The 15,136-nt window shown below is 44.8% G+C and carries 13 protein-coding genes; 10 read left to right on the top strand and 3 right to left on the bottom strand.

Going from position 1 to position 15,136, the window contains the following annotated elements; all coding sequences use genetic code 11:
• The first annotated feature begins 6 nt into the window (after positions 1–6).
• The 9 genes from IE103_RS00125 to IE103_RS00165 all read left to right on the top strand — a co-directional run bounded on the left by IE103_RS00125 (position 7) and on the right by IE103_RS00165 (position 9,707).
• Positions 7–1,266 carry an HD-GYP domain-containing protein gene (locus tag IE103_RS00125; RefSeq protein WP_189344015.1) on the top strand — a complete coding sequence of 420 codons (1,260 nt, stop codon included), beginning with the start codon at positions 7–9 and terminating at the stop codon, positions 1,264–1,266.
• A 123-nt stretch (positions 1,267–1,389) separates the two neighbouring features.
• On the top strand, positions 1,390–2,127 hold the full coding sequence (surE, locus tag IE103_RS00130) for a 5'/3'-nucleotidase SurE (RefSeq protein ID WP_189344016.1): 738 nt from the start codon (positions 1,390–1,392) through the stop codon (positions 2,125–2,127).
• Positions 2,124–3,008 (top strand): protein-L-isoaspartate(D-aspartate) O-methyltransferase, encoded by an 885-nt coding sequence (locus IE103_RS00135; RefSeq protein ID WP_189344017.1) that lies wholly within the window; start codon positions 2,124–2,126, stop codon positions 3,006–3,008. The genes surE and IE103_RS00135 overlap by 4 nt, the downstream gene beginning before the upstream one ends.
• Positions 3,009–3,064: 56 nt before the next feature.
• Positions 3,065–3,991 carry a peptidoglycan DD-metalloendopeptidase family protein gene (locus IE103_RS00140; RefSeq protein WP_229826969.1) on the top strand — a complete coding sequence of 309 codons (927 nt, stop codon included), beginning with the start codon at positions 3,065–3,067 and terminating at the stop codon, positions 3,989–3,991.
• A gap of 32 nt (positions 3,992–4,023) precedes the next feature.
• Positions 4,024–5,085 (top strand): RNA polymerase sigma factor RpoS, encoded by a 1,062-nt coding sequence (gene rpoS, locus IE103_RS00145; protein ID WP_373295211.1) that lies wholly within the window; start codon positions 4,024–4,026, stop codon positions 5,083–5,085.
• A 150-nt stretch (positions 5,086–5,235) separates the two neighbouring features.
• A complete protein-coding gene (rlmD, locus tag IE103_RS00150) occupies positions 5,236–6,570 on the top strand; it encodes a 23S rRNA (uracil(1939)-C(5))-methyltransferase RlmD (RefSeq protein WP_189344019.1) in 1,335 nt (444 codons plus the stop codon).
• Positions 6,571–6,771: 201 nt separating this feature from the next.
• Positions 6,772–8,142 carry a nucleotide 5'-monophosphate nucleosidase PpnN gene (gene ppnN / locus IE103_RS00155; protein WP_308426946.1) on the top strand — a complete coding sequence of 457 codons (1,371 nt, stop codon included), beginning with the start codon at positions 6,772–6,774 and terminating at the stop codon, positions 8,140–8,142.
• Positions 8,143–8,334: 192 nt separating this feature from the next.
• Complete coding sequence (locus IE103_RS00160) at positions 8,335–9,291, top strand: chemotaxis protein (protein ID WP_189344020.1); 957 nt, start codon at positions 8,335–8,337, stop codon at positions 9,289–9,291.
• Between the two features lie 179 nt (positions 9,292–9,470).
• Positions 9,471–9,707 carry a hypothetical protein gene (locus IE103_RS00165; protein ID WP_229826973.1) on the top strand — a complete coding sequence of 79 codons (237 nt, stop codon included), beginning with the start codon at positions 9,471–9,473 and terminating at the stop codon, positions 9,705–9,707.
• 148 nt (positions 9,708–9,855) lie between these two features.
• Here the strand turns inward: IE103_RS00165 and IE103_RS00170 are convergent, their stop codons facing one another.
• The 3 genes from IE103_RS00170 to IE103_RS00180 all read right to left on the bottom strand — a co-directional run bounded on the left by IE103_RS00170 (position 9,856) and on the right by IE103_RS00180 (position 14,059).
• Positions 9,856–10,122, bottom strand: a complete 267-nt coding sequence (locus IE103_RS00170; RefSeq protein ID WP_189344021.1) for a hypothetical protein — start codon at positions 10,120–10,122, stop codon at positions 9,856–9,858.
• A 57-nt stretch (positions 10,123–10,179) separates the two neighbouring features.
• The gene (locus IE103_RS00175) at positions 10,180–12,465 is read right to left on the bottom strand and encodes an OPT family oligopeptide transporter (RefSeq protein WP_189344022.1); all 2,286 of its coding nucleotides are present in this window, start codon (positions 12,463–12,465) and stop codon (positions 10,180–10,182) included.
• 283 nt (positions 12,466–12,748) lie between these two features.
• Entirely contained in the window at positions 12,749–14,059 is a 1,311-nt protein-coding gene (locus IE103_RS00180; RefSeq protein ID WP_189344023.1) for an MFS transporter, read from the bottom strand.
• Between the two features lie 191 nt (positions 14,060–14,250).
• Between IE103_RS00180 and IE103_RS00185 the strand changes: the two genes are divergently transcribed.
• Positions 14,251–15,120: a DUF1653 domain-containing protein gene (locus IE103_RS00185; RefSeq protein ID WP_189344024.1), complete on the top strand. Its 870-nt coding sequence runs from the start codon at positions 14,251–14,253 to the stop codon at positions 15,118–15,120.
• Positions 15,121–15,136 lie beyond the last annotated feature (16 nt).

Consider the following 15,136-nt stretch of genomic DNA (forward strand, 5'->3'; position numbering starts at 1 on the left):
TTAGATATGTTAAAGAAGATTAAGAGCTCGCAAATTAGACAAGGAATGTACGTACAAGAACTTTGTACTTCTTGGATGAGTTCACCATTTTGGCAAAAATCATTTCCAATTGATAATCAAACGACGATAGAAAAAATAATTGATGCGGGCATTCGTGAGTTGTGGATTGACACCGACAAAGGCTGTGACGTGTTGGAGGCAAAACCAGAAGTCGAAAAAGCACCTGAAATTGTCGTCCCCACTCCAGAACCTGAGGTGCCGGCACCGATAAAAGAGCATCGCACTCCGTTCTCAGAGATACAGACTGTGTCGATGGATGCCGAAATGGGCAGAGCGGCAAAAATAGTTGGCAAATCCAAGGGCGCTGTGTTTTCTATGTTTAGTGAAGCGCGCATGGGTAAAGCAATTGAGGCCGAACAGGCGATGCCTTTGGTGGAGGAGATTGCAACTTCCGTCATGCGTAATCCGGGAGCTCTTATTGGATTGGCGCGTCTGAAGACTGCGGACGATTACACCTACATGCACTCGGTGGCGGTTTGCGCATTGATGATTGCTTTGTCTCGTCAGCTTGGTTTGAGCGATGATGAAACCCGTGAGGCAGGATTGGCGGGTTTATTGCATGATATCGGCAAAATGGCGGTTCCTCCTGCAATTTTAAATAAGCCAGGTCGTTTGACAGATGATGAGTTTGTCTCAGTGAAAGAGCATCCAAGTGCTGGACATGCGATGTTGCTTGAAGCAAAAGGAGTAGGCGAGATCGCACTCGATGTTTGTTTGCATCATCATGAAAAGATGGACGGAACTGGCTATCCGAAGGGATTGAAAGGCGATCAAATCAGTCTCTATGCCAAAATGGGGGCGGTGTGTGATGTGTATGATGCGATCACTTCAAATCGGCCTTACAAAGAAGGTTGGTGTCCTGCTGAATCGCTCAAGAAAATGTCAGAATGGAGTCGTGGTCACTTTGATGAAGTGGTCTTTCAAGCCTTCGTTCGTAGCATTGGCATTTATCCGGTCGGTACTTTAGTTAAATTGCAATCGGGTCGCCTTGGTGTTGTGATTGAACAGCAGGTTGGCAAGTCCTTGTTGCTGCCAAAGGTTCGCGCGTTTTTCTCTTCAAAGTCGATGACTTATATATCGCCAGTGTTACTTGATTTAGCCGCTCCGGGTATACAAGATAAAATTGTTTCTCGTGAAGATGCTAGCACTTGGGGTTTAAAAGATATCAGTCATTATTGGCTTGGTGATGGCGTAGGAAAAATGTAGTCGCTAGGTTTATTTTGCAAGTGATTTTTCTATCAAATTCGGTTCGATTGTCGTAAAACCAACGACCATAAATAAATCAAATAGCTGGTGAATTTCCGTGAGTGCATCAGGTAAAATGCACTTATGAAAATTTTGATTAGTAATGATGATGGCTATTTAGCCCCTGGAATTGTCGCATTGGCCGATGCACTTCGACCACACGCCGACATCACCGTTGTCGCTCCAGATAGCAATCGGTCTGGAGCATCAAATGCATTAACTTTAGATCGGCCATTATCTGTATCTCGTGCAGATAATGGCTTTTATTTTGTCAATGGTACGCCATCTGATTGTGTTCATATTGCCTTAACTGCTTTGATGAAAGAGGCTCCTGATTTAGTCGTCTCAGGTATCAATCAAGGTCAAAACATGGGCGACGATACCTTATATTCTGGGACAGTGGCCGCTGCGACAGAAGCGTATTTGTTTGGTGTTCCTGCGATTGCGTTTTCTCAAGTGGATAAAGGCTGGGATAAATTAGCGGACGCCGCAAAAGTCGCTGCTGAAATGGTGTTGCGAGGTTTTCCAAAATTGACCAAGCCATATTTGCTCAATGTAAATATCCCCAACTTGGATCACGCTGCAATTCAAGGCGTGCGTGCGGCGCGCTTGGGTAAAAGGCACGCTTCTGAACCTGTCATACAATCTCAGGATCCAAGTGGTCGCGTGATTTATTGGATAGGTCCAGTTGGCGCAGTTAAAGACACTAGCGAAGGTACTGATTTCGCTACAACTGCCAAAGGGTTTGTATCGGTAACTCCATTGCAAATTGATTTGACGAATCCAAAACAAATGCAAGCCTTGGCGGAAGATTTGCTATGACAACCAATGAAAAGCGCTTTCCTTTAAATCTGTCTTCGGTCGTTGATCAGCGAGGCGCTCTTCGTAAATCTCCAACAGCCATGCCGCAAACTGCGATGCAAAATGCGGCTATTCATACTAAAAATCTAAAGACCAATTTACCCCCTTTAGCTAAAACTGCCGTTACAAATCCAACTTCAAGCTCAACTTCGAAAAGAGAGTCTGATCGCATTTCGACCAACAAGGCGTTGCCGAGCGCTGGCATGGGGATGGTTTCTGACAAGATTCGCCAAGCTATGGTGGCGCGCGTCGCGCAGCAAGGTGTAAAAGATAATCTGGTACTTGCCGCCTTGGAGGCAATTCCGCGTCATTTATTTATTGAGTCAGGTTTGGCGAGTCAAGCGTATATCGACGCCTCTTTACCGATCGGGCACCATCAGACGATTTCGCAACCCTATATTGTTGCGCGTATGACGGAGATTTTGCGCAACGGTAAAAATTTGCAACGTGTATTAGAGATCGGCACAGGTTGCGGCTATCAGGCGGCGGTGCTGTCTTTAGTGGCGAAAGAGGTTTACTCTATCGAACGCATTAAAGCCTTGCATGAGCTTGCGAAAAATAATTTGCGTCCTATGCGTATTGCAAATATTCGCTTGCATTATGGAGATGGCATGCTAGGTTTGCCACAAGTAGCACCTTTTGACGGTATCATACTCGCTGCTGCTGGCTTGGAAGTACCGAGAGCCTTGTTAGAACAATTAGCGATAGGTGGTCGATTGATCGCGCCCGTGGGTGGACGTCAACAAGTGTTGCAATTGGTGGAACGCATTTCGCAACATGAATGGACTAGTAGCGTATTAGAGCAATGCCATTTCGTGCCACTCCATCAAGGTGTGGTGTGAGTTTGGGTTATAGCAGAATTTGAGAATTTCATTAATTAAGAAAATTAGAAATGTTTATGAAGCAAAGTAGGTTCGTTTATAAAGTTTTGACTTTGATGTTGGTTCTTTTGATTGCCGCATGTAGTTCGGTGCCAAATCAAGCGCCAGTGATTGAGCGTAGTAAAGAAACCGTGACAGAGCCCGTGACAGCTTCGCAGAGCTCAGTTGCAAAGCAAGCAGAGTCTCGTCGACCAAGCTATGTGGTGAAGCGTGGAGACTCTTTGTCGAAAATTGCGCTCGCGCTTGGCCTGAATATGAATGACTTGATTGTCTGGAATAATCTTGCAAACCCAAGTGATATTAAAGTTGATCAAGTTTTGTGGACGGGGCCAGCGGATGGCAGTGAAGTAAAAGTAACGCCGATTACAGGGAATTCTGGAATTGAAGTACGCAATTTAAATCCGATTAATCCAGCAACGCACAAGACCGCACCTAAAGGTGATAAGCGCTCTTATTCAGAGGCAAATCTGGCGGAGCTGCAAAAGTCAGACAGTGGATCTTCTGTCGCAACGTCGACGATCAAAAATGATGCGGTAGTCGTAAAGCCAGTTGAGAAAACGACACCAGAGGTTGCGCCAGAAATTGCTTGGATCTGGCCTACCAATGGTAAAGTGCTATCGACTTTTGATGATCCGAAGAACAAAGGTATTGATATTGGCGGTAAGTTGGGGCAAGACATTGTTGCCGTTGCGCCGGGAAAAGTGATCTATGAAGTCGGCGCAGTACGTGGCTATGGAAATATGTTGGTGATCACCCATGCGAATAATTATTTATCGGTTTATGCCCACAATAAAACCAATTTGGTTAAGAAAGGACAGACCGTCAGCAAGGGACAAAAAATTGCTGAAATGGGAAATTCAGATAGCGAGACGGTAAAGTTACATTTTGAAATTCGTCAATCTGGAAAACCGATTGATCCTTTAAAACTGCTGCCGAATCGTTAGCCTAGTTTATTGATTTGAATCTGACTGTAAATATGCATAAATTTTCTCAGGACGATAACTTGCCCCATTCATCACAAACTCAACGACAAGATATCCTTGACATTGAGGATGCGGCTGAAGATCTTGTCGACTCCGGTTCGCATCGCGATGCTATCGACGATGTGGTTGAGACAGGGGAACAGGCGAGTCAGTTTGAAGAGACGTCAAGCATTAGTATCGCGCCGATTGATGAAATTAAGAATATTTTGGCAGCGGAATTATCGACAGACACAACCCAACATTATTTGAATCAAATTGGTACGCGTCCTTTGTTTTGTGCTGCGGAGGAATTACATTTCGCGACGCTAGCCAAGCAAGGAGACTTTGATGCTCGTCAAAAGATGATTGAGCATAATCTGCGCCTAGTCGTTTCTATCGCGAAGCATTACATCAATCGCGGTGTCGCTCTGTTAGATATGATAGAAGAGGGCAATTTAGGTTTGATGCATGCAATCGACAAGTTTGAGCCCGAACGAGGGTTTCGGTTTTCTACGTATGCGACTTGGTGGATTCGGCAAAGCATAGAGCGCGCCATCATGAATCAAGCCCGTACCATTCGTTTGCCAGTTCATGTCGTGCGAGAATTAAATCAGATTTTGCGCGCGAAGTATCATCTTGAATCGCAGCATCGTGATGGAAAAGATGCGAGCGCTGATGACATCGCACATTTAGTTAGCCGTCCTTTAGATGAAGTTCAAGATATCCTCGCACTATCTGAGCATGCGATGTCGCTCGACACGCCACTTGATGGTGATCCGCAAAGCAGCTTGTTGGATATGCTACCCGGTGACAGCGAACATGCCCCAGATGCGCAAGCAGAACACCATGAGTTGACGGTGTTGGTGCGTAATTGGCTATCCAAATTGCCGGATAAACAAAGAATCGTCATTATGCGCCGGTTTGGATTAGATAACGATGATCCTGTTACTTTGGAAACTCTGGCCGATGAAATGGGTATCACGCGTGAGCGCGTGCGGCAGATTCAACAGGAAGCATTGATTAAGCTAAAACGCAGTTTTGCCTCGCGCGGTGTTGGCAGAGATGCTTTATTGTGATCATTTTTGCACCATAAACGCGTAGTCGAAGGTCGTTACTCACAGCGACTTCTACGGGGTTATCGGTTCGAATGGTGCGATTAAACTGTATAATCTGCGGTCTTTCAATTTTCTATCCTCATTGGCTTGATAGCCTCTTCAATCTTGATCATGAATACAATTAATATCCGCTCCCTCGATATGGACGCGCGCGGCGTTGGTCATCTTCTCAACGAAGATGGCAGCCAAGGCAAAGTCGTATTTGTTGAAGGCGCTTTACCAACAGAAGTGGTTGGGTTTAATAGTTATCGCAAAAAGCCCAGCTGGGAAGCTGCTACTTTGGGTCCTATCATCAAAGAGTCATCGCAACGAGTTAGGCCGAAATGCCCTCATTACGGCGTTTGTGGCGGTTGTTCTATGCAACATTTAGAGCCAAACGCACAAGTTGCGATGAAGCAGCGGGTACTTGAAGATAATTTGGTACACATTGGTAAAGTGAAGCCAGAAATGGTGATGCGCCCAATTTATGGACCAACTTGGGGATATCGTTACCGCGCTCGTTTGTCAGTAAGAAATGTACACAAAAAGGGTATTGTTTTAGTCGGTTTCCATGAGAAGAAATCTCGCTATGTCGCTAATATGGAAACTTGTGAAATTTTGCCTCCACATGTTTCTGCGATGTTGATGCCATTGCGCGATTTGATTAGCTCGTTAACGATAATCGAAGTGTTGCCGCAAATTGAGCTAGCAATTGGTGAAGGTGTGACGGCGATGGTGTTACGCATCATGCAGCCATTAGGCCCAGGTGATGCAGAAAAGTTGAAAGCTTTCGCGGATCAATATCAAGTGCAGTGGTGGTTACAAACTGCTGGGCCAGATAGTGCGGAACCCTATTATCCAGCACAATCCGATTTGCATTATTTACTGCCAGAGTTTGGTGTGAAGATGCCGTTTAAGCCTACAGATTTTACGCAAGTAAATCATCATATTAATCGTGTGCTGGTGGCGCGCGCCTTGGGTTTGCTTGATGCGCAAAAAGATGAACGAGTTTTGGATTTATTCTGCGGACTCGGTAATTTTACTTTGCCGATCGCAACGCAAGTTGGAGAAGTGGTTGGGATTGAGGGTAGTTCCGCATTAACCGAGCGCGCTTTGAGTAATGCGCAAGCGAATGGCTTAGCTGAAAAAACCTCATTTGCGACACGTAATTTGTTCGAGGTTAAGGCGGAAGATTTTATCGCCTTAGGAAAGTTCGATCGCTTCTTGATTGATCCTCCGCGTGATGGTGCGATGGCGGTTTGTCAGGCGCTGATCGAACTTGGTCAGACTGCGCCGGAATTGCGTCCTAAACGCATCGTCTACGTTTCATGCAGTCCATCTACTTTAGCGAGAGATGCTGGTATGTTGGTGAATGAGGCTGGATATCAGATGAGAAAAGCGGGTGTCGTTAATATGTTTCCGCATACTTCGCATGTTGAATCGATGGCGGTGTTTGATCTCCCTTAATTTAATTTGTGTATTTAGCTCGTTCAATGAGCTACGTTCATTGAGCTACGTTCAGTGTGCGAAGCTTGTGAATCAAAGCCGACAACATCAGTCGGCTTTTTTTATGTTCATCTGTATTTTTGTATTGCTTGCTTGAAAGTTTAATTAAATCCGTGGATACTACATTTACTTAAATGGATAAAAGAAAAGAGGAAAGTAAAGATGAGTTATGAAGTAATGGATGCGCAAATTACACCGGACGGTCACTTAGAAGTTCTTTCTAAAGCAGAGGTGGCTCGGCTTTGGGATACTAGTCACGGTAGTCTATATCAATTGTTTCGCAGCTGCGCATTAGCCGTACTCAATTGTGGTAGTGGTTTAGATGATGGCAAAGAATTGCTAGAGCGTTATAAGAGTTTTGATATTCGTATTGTTCAGCGTGAACGTGGTATCAAGCTAGAGGTAAAAGCAGCACCGGCAAGTGCATTCGTTGATGGTGTGATGATCAAAGGGATACAAGAACATTTGTTTGCGGTGTTGCGCGACATTTTGTTTATTGATGGCGAAATTTTAAAGAATGCCCATATCAATCTCGATACAACAGAGGGTGTTACGGATGCGGTTTTTCACATCCTACGTAACGCCAATTTATTAAAACCACAGATTAGTCCTAATTTGGTGGTGTGCTGGGGCGGTCACTCCATTTCTGGGCATGAATACGATTACACAAAATTAGTTGGCTATCATCTAGGTTTACGCGGCATGGATATCTGCACCGGTTGCGGTCCAGGTGCAATGAAGGGGCCGATGAAAGGTGCTGCTGTTGGACATGCAAAACAACGTATTGAAAACAGTCGTTATCTAGGTGTTTCTGAACCCGGGATTATTGCTGCTGAAGCACCGAATCCGATTGTGAATGATTTAGTGATTTTGCCAGACATAGAAAAGCGTCTTGAAGCGTTCGTTCGTATGGGGCATGCGATTGTGGTGTTTCCGGGCGGTGCTGGTACTGCGGAAGAAATCCTCTATTTATTGGGAATCTTACTGCACCCAGACAATGCACAATTGCCTTTCCCATTGATTTTTACTGGACCAGCATCTGCCGCTGATTACTTTAAGCAGATTGATCAGTTTATTGCGACAACCTTGGGTAGCGAGGCACAAAGTAAATATCAAATCATTATTGATGATCCAGTTGAAGTCGCGCGTCAAGTGCAAGCTGGTATCAAGACTGTGCGTGCTTATCGCAAGGAGCATGGGGATGCGTATTACTTCAATTGGTTGTTGAAAATCGATCGAGAATTTCAACATCCATTTGCACCGACCCATGAAAACATGCGTGGCTTGGCTTTACACAAGAATCAGCCCGCGCATTTATTAGCTGCGCATTTACGTCGCGCGTTCTCTGGTGTGGTTGCCGGTAATGTGAAAGACCAAGGCATTAGAGCGATTGAACAGTTTGGACATTTTGAGATTTGCGGTGATCCTGAGATCATGCATGCGATGGATATTTTGTTGGATTCGTTTGTAAAACAAAGTCGTATGAAGTTACCTGGCAAAGCTTACATTCCTTGCTATAAAGTTATTAGGTAAGATCTGTGTTTATCGAATTGTGTGGCTTTTATTGATGTAATTGTTAATCGTTGAAACATTTTTGTCACATCAACAAAAAAAACAAATATTTCAGATGGGAAATTCGTGTTTCTCAGAAAAAAAGTAGCATAATAAGAGTGTGGTTTTACTTAGATCAGTGGTCCAGCTACATAAATAATGAGGGTAAATAATATGAGTACTGTACAACATGAAGTTGATGAACGTACCAACTTGATCAGTTCAAATAAATTTGAATTGTTGTTGTTCAGATTGGGGAACGATGCGGTAAATCAGCGTTCTGAATTGTTTGGTATTAATGTCTTTAAGGTACGTGAAATTGTTGCGATGCCTGAGATTACGGCGGTTGCTGGTGCACTTCCACATAATTTAGGCGTGGTCAATTTGCGTGGCCAAATTATTCCAGTGATTGACTTACCTTCCGTGGTTGGGCGCACACCAACTACCGGTTTGAATATCATGTTGGTGACTGAGTTTGCGCGTTCAACGCAAGGATTTGCTGTCGAATCTGTGGAAGAAATTGTTCGCTTGGATTGGAATCAAGTGTTGTCAGCAGAATCTAGCGCGGCAGGTGGTATGGTAACCAGTATCGCTCGTTTGGATGGCGACGCAGAAGATACGCGATTGGCGCAGGTATTGGATGTCGAGCAAATTTTGCGTCAAATTGCTCCTTCCGGAAACAAGGATGTTGATTCCGAAACGATCGGTGCTAAGCTCAAAATTAAACCTGGCGCAGTGATTTTGGCAGCCGACGATTCTGCTGTTGCGCGTGGCTTAATTGGTCAGGCTCTGGACGCGATTAGCGCTCCTTACATTATGTGTAAGACTGGTAAAGAGGCTTGGGAAAAACTACAAGTGCTTCACGCTGGTGCGACCGCAGAAGGTAAAACATTACGCGACAAAGTTGCGCTAATGTTGACGGACTTGGAAATGCCAGAAATGGATGGCTTTACTTTGACTCGTAATATCAAACAAGATGATCGATTCAAAGAGCTGCCAGTGATTATCCATTCTTCATTATCTGGTACGACAAACGAGGATCACGTACGCAGTGTGGGTGCTGATGCATATGTCGCTAAGTTTGTCGCAGAAGAGTTGGCCGCAACAATTCGAGAAGTGATTACCCATTAGTAATTACTGCCATCGCTGTTGAACAGCTTGATGTGGTTATAAATAACGCTGACTAAGCATTGATCGCGAAGTCAGCGTTTTTTTATGTCCGCAAAGGGCAATAAAACAGAGTAAGATGCAGCCCTCATTCAAGCATTTTGCGTAAAACGAATCAACAGGAATCAAAAGGAATCAATGCGATGGAAAAGTTCATGACCTATGAAGAGTATTTAGACGAAGTCACAACGCTATTGACCGAGATGTACAATCTCAACGATGAAGCGGCGATCAAATATGTCATGCGTGCTCAAGCTGCAGAGTATTTTAGTCCGCATGATGATCATGAAGAGATGCGTACTTTAGACCGTGCGATGAAAGATGCGAAAATTGTGTATGAAACGCGTAATAAATCGCGTCCAGAGATTTATCGTAAATAATTTCAGTAACAAACAATTCCAGCAACCAATGCTTCGCTTAATGTTAAAGACGTCGAAAGCGATCTTGGTTAAGACCTAAAATTGGCTCTATGTGTAACAACATAGAGCCATTTTTATTTATTCCTCAGAGGTCTCTTTCTCAGAAATATTAGACTTTCTCCATTTCATCGGAATCAAGTGCAATGACGTGAGTTTGTAGTTGACCACGTTCATCGTGCCATTCGCGCATGATACAAGCTTGACCTTCTTCATCGATCGCAATAATTTTGAAAAAATTGCCGATCATCGATTCAATCAAAATGCGTTCATCTTCCGGGAAACTTTTGATGAATTGTTTGCTTAGTGTGGTTACCCGAATGATGTCACCGATGTTGACTTCTTGCTGTTTGCAATCGAGGATTTTGCTGTCGTTCATGTTTTCTTTATTCGTTGTATTAAAAGGAATGGTGTTCTTTTGCTGATTGTTCGACCATTATGATTGTTGCTCTGATCGTTCCGTTTTTTCACGGCCGACAATGTACAAAACGAGAGCGATTAAACCAAATGGGATTAAGGATAGTGCATCCGCATAAGGTCCATTAAAGAATGGATTATTGGAGCTCGCCCAATCACCGATTTTCTTATCAAAATCGGTCATGATGCCCGCGCTGAATGCAATCACAATTCCGGCTAAAGCTCCACCTGCGATATAACCCGAAGAGATCAATACACCATCGCTACGATCACCTGCCGCTTGTTTTTCTTCTTCGTTTAGAGTTTGATTTTTCTCTAGCTTATTATTGCGACGATCAACTAGCCAACGTATCATCCCGCCGATAAATAGGGGCGCTGATGAGGCTAGCGGTAAGTAAACACCGACAGCAAATGCTAAAGAGGGGATACCAGACATTTCCAAAGTTAGGGCGATAATTACGCCAAATAATACGAGCGCCCAAGGAAGTTCACCGTCAAGTATTCCTTTGATGATGTAAGAAATCAAGACCGCTTTCGGTGCGTCATATTTTTTTACCTCAGAACCATCGGGGCGAGTGTTGTGCGTGCCGTTAATGCCCGGGTCTACCAAATAAACGACCTTGCCATTTGCATCGACGAGATACTTGCCTGCTGGTGCTTGAACGTTATCCGTTTTATGCCAAACTTTGTAGCTTTCAGGATCTTGCTCTGCTTGCGGTCCTTGCAATTGCGCACTTTCGTTGAGCTTGCTCACATCAGTTGTTAAACCAGGCGCGACTTGTTGAATAGGCACATAGACCGTGCTTGCATCATTGAGTTTTAATAAAATTGGCCCGAGTATTAAAGCTGAACAAAAGGCACCAATTAAAATCGCATATTGTTGGTACTTAGGGGTGGCTCCCACTAAGTAACCCGTTTTTAAATCTTGCGAGGTACAACCCGCCACGCTAGATGCGATACACACAATTGCACCAACAGACAATGCGGTGACATAGTATTGGCCACCTATCCAGCCCATCAATAAAAAGATTAAGCAGGTAAATAGTAAGGTAGCAACCGTCATGCCTGAGATAGGATTAGATGATTGACCGATTTGTCCGGTTAATTGAGATGAGACGGTGGCAAATAGAAAACCAAATACCAAAATTAATAGCGCCCCGAGTACATTCATGTGTAGTGGCGTAGCGACAGTGATGACCGCGATGATAGCAAGTGCGCCGATTACAACCCACTTCATATGGATACTCTGTTCGGTTCGTGGCGTAGTCTTCTGTTCCGTATTTGTGGTTTGACTGCGATTGAACCAAGACAGGTCAGATAGCCCTGAGGACAAGCTGCGCCAAATTAAGGGTATCGCACGCGCTAGACTGATTAATCCACCAGTTGCTACTGCACCGGCACCAATGTACAACACATAAGCGCCACGAATTTCATGTGGATTCATTTCGCTGATTAATTTTGTTGCTGGCGCTAAAGGTGTTAGTAGGCCATCGCCAAAAAACTTGATGAGCGGGATCAACAGCATGTAGGAAAGCACGCCGCCTGCTGCCATGATTGCAGCAATTTTGGGGCCGATAATGTAGCCAACGCCAAGCAGCTCAGGAGAAATTTCGGTACCGACCGAGCCCGCCTTTAAAGGCGCTGGGAATACATATTCAACAGTGTCTTTCCAGCCTTTTAGGGCGATGTTGCCGACTTTGTAAATCAAACCGATAAAGAAGCCACCAAAAATAATTTTAGCTCGACGATTCGCATCAGCTTGGGCATTCGGATTGCTTGATTCTCCAGCGGCATCACGAGAGGAGTCGCCGGCGGCAGCTTTAAGAACTTCGGCGCAGGCCGTTCCTTCGGGATATTTTAATTCGTGGTGTTTTTCGACAATCATGGTGCGGCGCATAGGAATCATCAATAAAATTCCAAGTAGTCCTCCCAAAATTGCGACTAGCATGACACGGTAAATTTCTAGGTCGAATCCTAGAATCAGTATCGCTGGCATGGTTACTCCCAAACCGAATGCCAAGGATTCACCGGCTGAGCCCGCAGTTTGCGCAATGCTATTTTCTAAGATTGTGGAATCTTTTGCGCCCAGTTTATGCATCATGCGAAATAGCGTAATCGCAATGACCGCAACGGGAATCGATGCGCTGACTGTCAGCCCGACTTTAAGCACTAAATAAAGCGATGAGGCACCGAATATCATTCCAAGTACGGTTCCCATGATCAGCGCGCGTAGGGTAAATTCCGGTATTACCGATGTGGCGGGAATATAAGGTTTGAAGTTCGGCAGATTGGTCTGTTGCGACATACTATTCTCTTAAGGAGGGCGACTCAGCTATTTCAGCAATCCTCGCAATTTGATTAACAATGAGGACTCAATAAAAATCTGAGTCATTAAAGTCTGAGTAATTCAAGCCTGAGTAATTCAAGCGAGCGGTCGTGAAAAATGAGATTCAAAAAAATTTGTGGCGATTTGTTTAATCCGACCAGCATTATCTCGTGTTTCATTCTGTAGGTGTAATTTTTGCAAATCAATACAGGCATCAGTGTCGCGTGATGCCTACATTAAAGTCACAAAACCCCCACAAGTCTTACAGTTGCGGAAGTGATTTGATACCGCGTATGGTTTTGTTGTGCCAAGCAAAGAAGGCGAGCAACATGGCACAGGCGCAAGAGAATCCCAAGGTAATCCGTAAGCCAAAATGTTCACCTAACCATCCACCAATTAAAGCACCGGGGCCGGCGGGTAACAGAGTGAGCCAGCGCATTGTGCTAGTGATTCGTCCAAGTAAAGGTTCAGGAGTGACGGCCTGCCGTAATGCCAGAAAATTGATGAAGATGAACACACCACCAATTGCAAATAGCACTAGCATCAGTCCAAATGCAATGATGCCGAGTTGATTAGCGGGCGCGATTGCCAATAGACCCCAACCAATAGCACACAATAAAAATCCCAAAATCATGCACAAGCCAGGCCCGAGATGTTTACTAACACGATTGCCGATCATGCTGGCGAGAACAGTGCCTACGCCCATGCACACATAACTCAATCCAACTGCGTGTTCGGACAAACCTAATGTGCGTGTCGCAAACAATATTTGTACGACCAAGGCGGCGTTATAAGCCATTTGCCAAATGCCAACGGTGATTGCTAGGGCGACCAAGATTTGATTATGTGCGACAAATTTTAGGCCTTCTTTTAAGTCGCGCCAAAAATTGGCATCTTGTGCGACAACACGAATTTCGTGAATTTTTATTTTCCGTAAAATAGCTGCGGAGGTGAGTAGCAAGACCGCATCAGCAAACAGGGCTAGTGGCGCGCCCAAAAGTTTAATTAATGCTCCAGCTGTCGCAGGGCCAGCAACTTCAGAGCCAGATGTAGCGAGTGCGTTTTTTGCATGGGCTTCGATCAGGCGTTCGCGTGGCACGATTTGCGTTAATACAATCTGCGCTGCGGTGCCAGCGGTGGTGTTAACAGCACCGATCAAAAAGCCCACGATGTATAACCACGGCATAGTTAAAATATCTAACCACCATGCGATTGGTACACTTGCCACGGCGAGAGAAATAGCGATTTCTCCGCTGATGTACACAGGTAGTTTTCTCACCCGATCTAACCACACACCAGAAGGAAGCGACAACAACACATACGGAAAAATTTCCATAAAGGTGAGTAGCCCCATTTGGGTTGGAGTGGCGTGGAGCAATACAGCTGCCGTTAATGGAAGTGCCAGTAGTGTAATTTGCGCGCCAAACGAACTAATCAAAATTGAAATCCACAAGCGGCGATATACAAAGTCTCGCAATAAATCATTCGCTGGAATGATTCTATCGATGACGCTTAGAGGCAAGCTTTTTTTCAATGAGAGAATGCGTTTGTTAGGTGGCGTGTCGTTCTGCATGTTGCTGCGTTTGTATAAATGAGGAGCGGATGGGCATCAACTGATGTTGGCGGATTACAATAGTACATTATTGAAAAAATAGGCGCCTTGGTTGATTGAACTAAGTTGGTTGACTGAGCAGGAGCGACATAAGTTCCATCGTTGATTGATTAAAACAATGCGCTGTTGATTTAGAAAGTATTGAGCGGAATATGTTAGCAGAACCTATCGTCATGATTGACTTTGAAACGACTGGTATGAGTCCGGTGCAGGGTGGGCGGATTACGGAAGTTGCCGCATTGCGTATTCAAGATGGACAGATTGTCGATCGTTTTGTGTCGTTGATTAACTGCCAAGTGACGATTCCTAGTTTTATCACGCAATTAACCGGAATTACCCAAAGTATGGTGAATCGCGCACCGCCAGTATCAGAGGTGATGCCTGCCTTGCTTGATTTTATTGGCAATGATTATTTGGCGGCACATAACGCGAGTTTTGATGAAAAGTTCTTGCTCGCAGAAGCGCAAAATCTTGGCTTGACCGCTCGGCATCGCGGCACAATTTGCTCGGTAAAGCTGGCGCGTCGAGTTTTGCCGGGAAAGTCGAGCTATTCCTTGGGACCATTAGCATCCAGCTTGGGTTTGCGTTTTAAAGGGAAAGCGCATCGCGCCGAAGCTGACGCTGAGGTCGCCGCGAACTTATTGCTACATATTGCATCTTATTTACAGCAAACGCATCAAGTACCGATGGTGTATCCAGCCTTGTTTGCGCAAATTAATAAATTGAGTGCGGCAAAAGTTCCTGCATTTTTGCGTGAGCACACCAGCGATAAGAGTACTGGCGTTAATAAAATGTCGAGTTCTAGAGCACCAAAGTCGGGCACGGGCGACAAAGTGCGGTATCGACACTATAAAGGCGGTATCTATGAGTTGGTGTGTGAGGCCACCCAAGAAGCCGATTTGCAAGCAGCAATCGTTTATCGTGCAGCGGATGGTAGTTTATGGATTAGACCAAAATCTGTTTTCTTTGAGATGATTGAGGTTGGTGGAAAATTGGTGCAGCGGTTTACTGAGATTGAATGAGTCGGGTGATGTCGCC

Source organism: Affinundibacterium macrobrachii, assembly GCF_014652415.1.
Lineage (GTDB): Bacteria > Pseudomonadota > Gammaproteobacteria > Burkholderiales > Burkholderiaceae_D > Undibacterium > Undibacterium macrobrachii.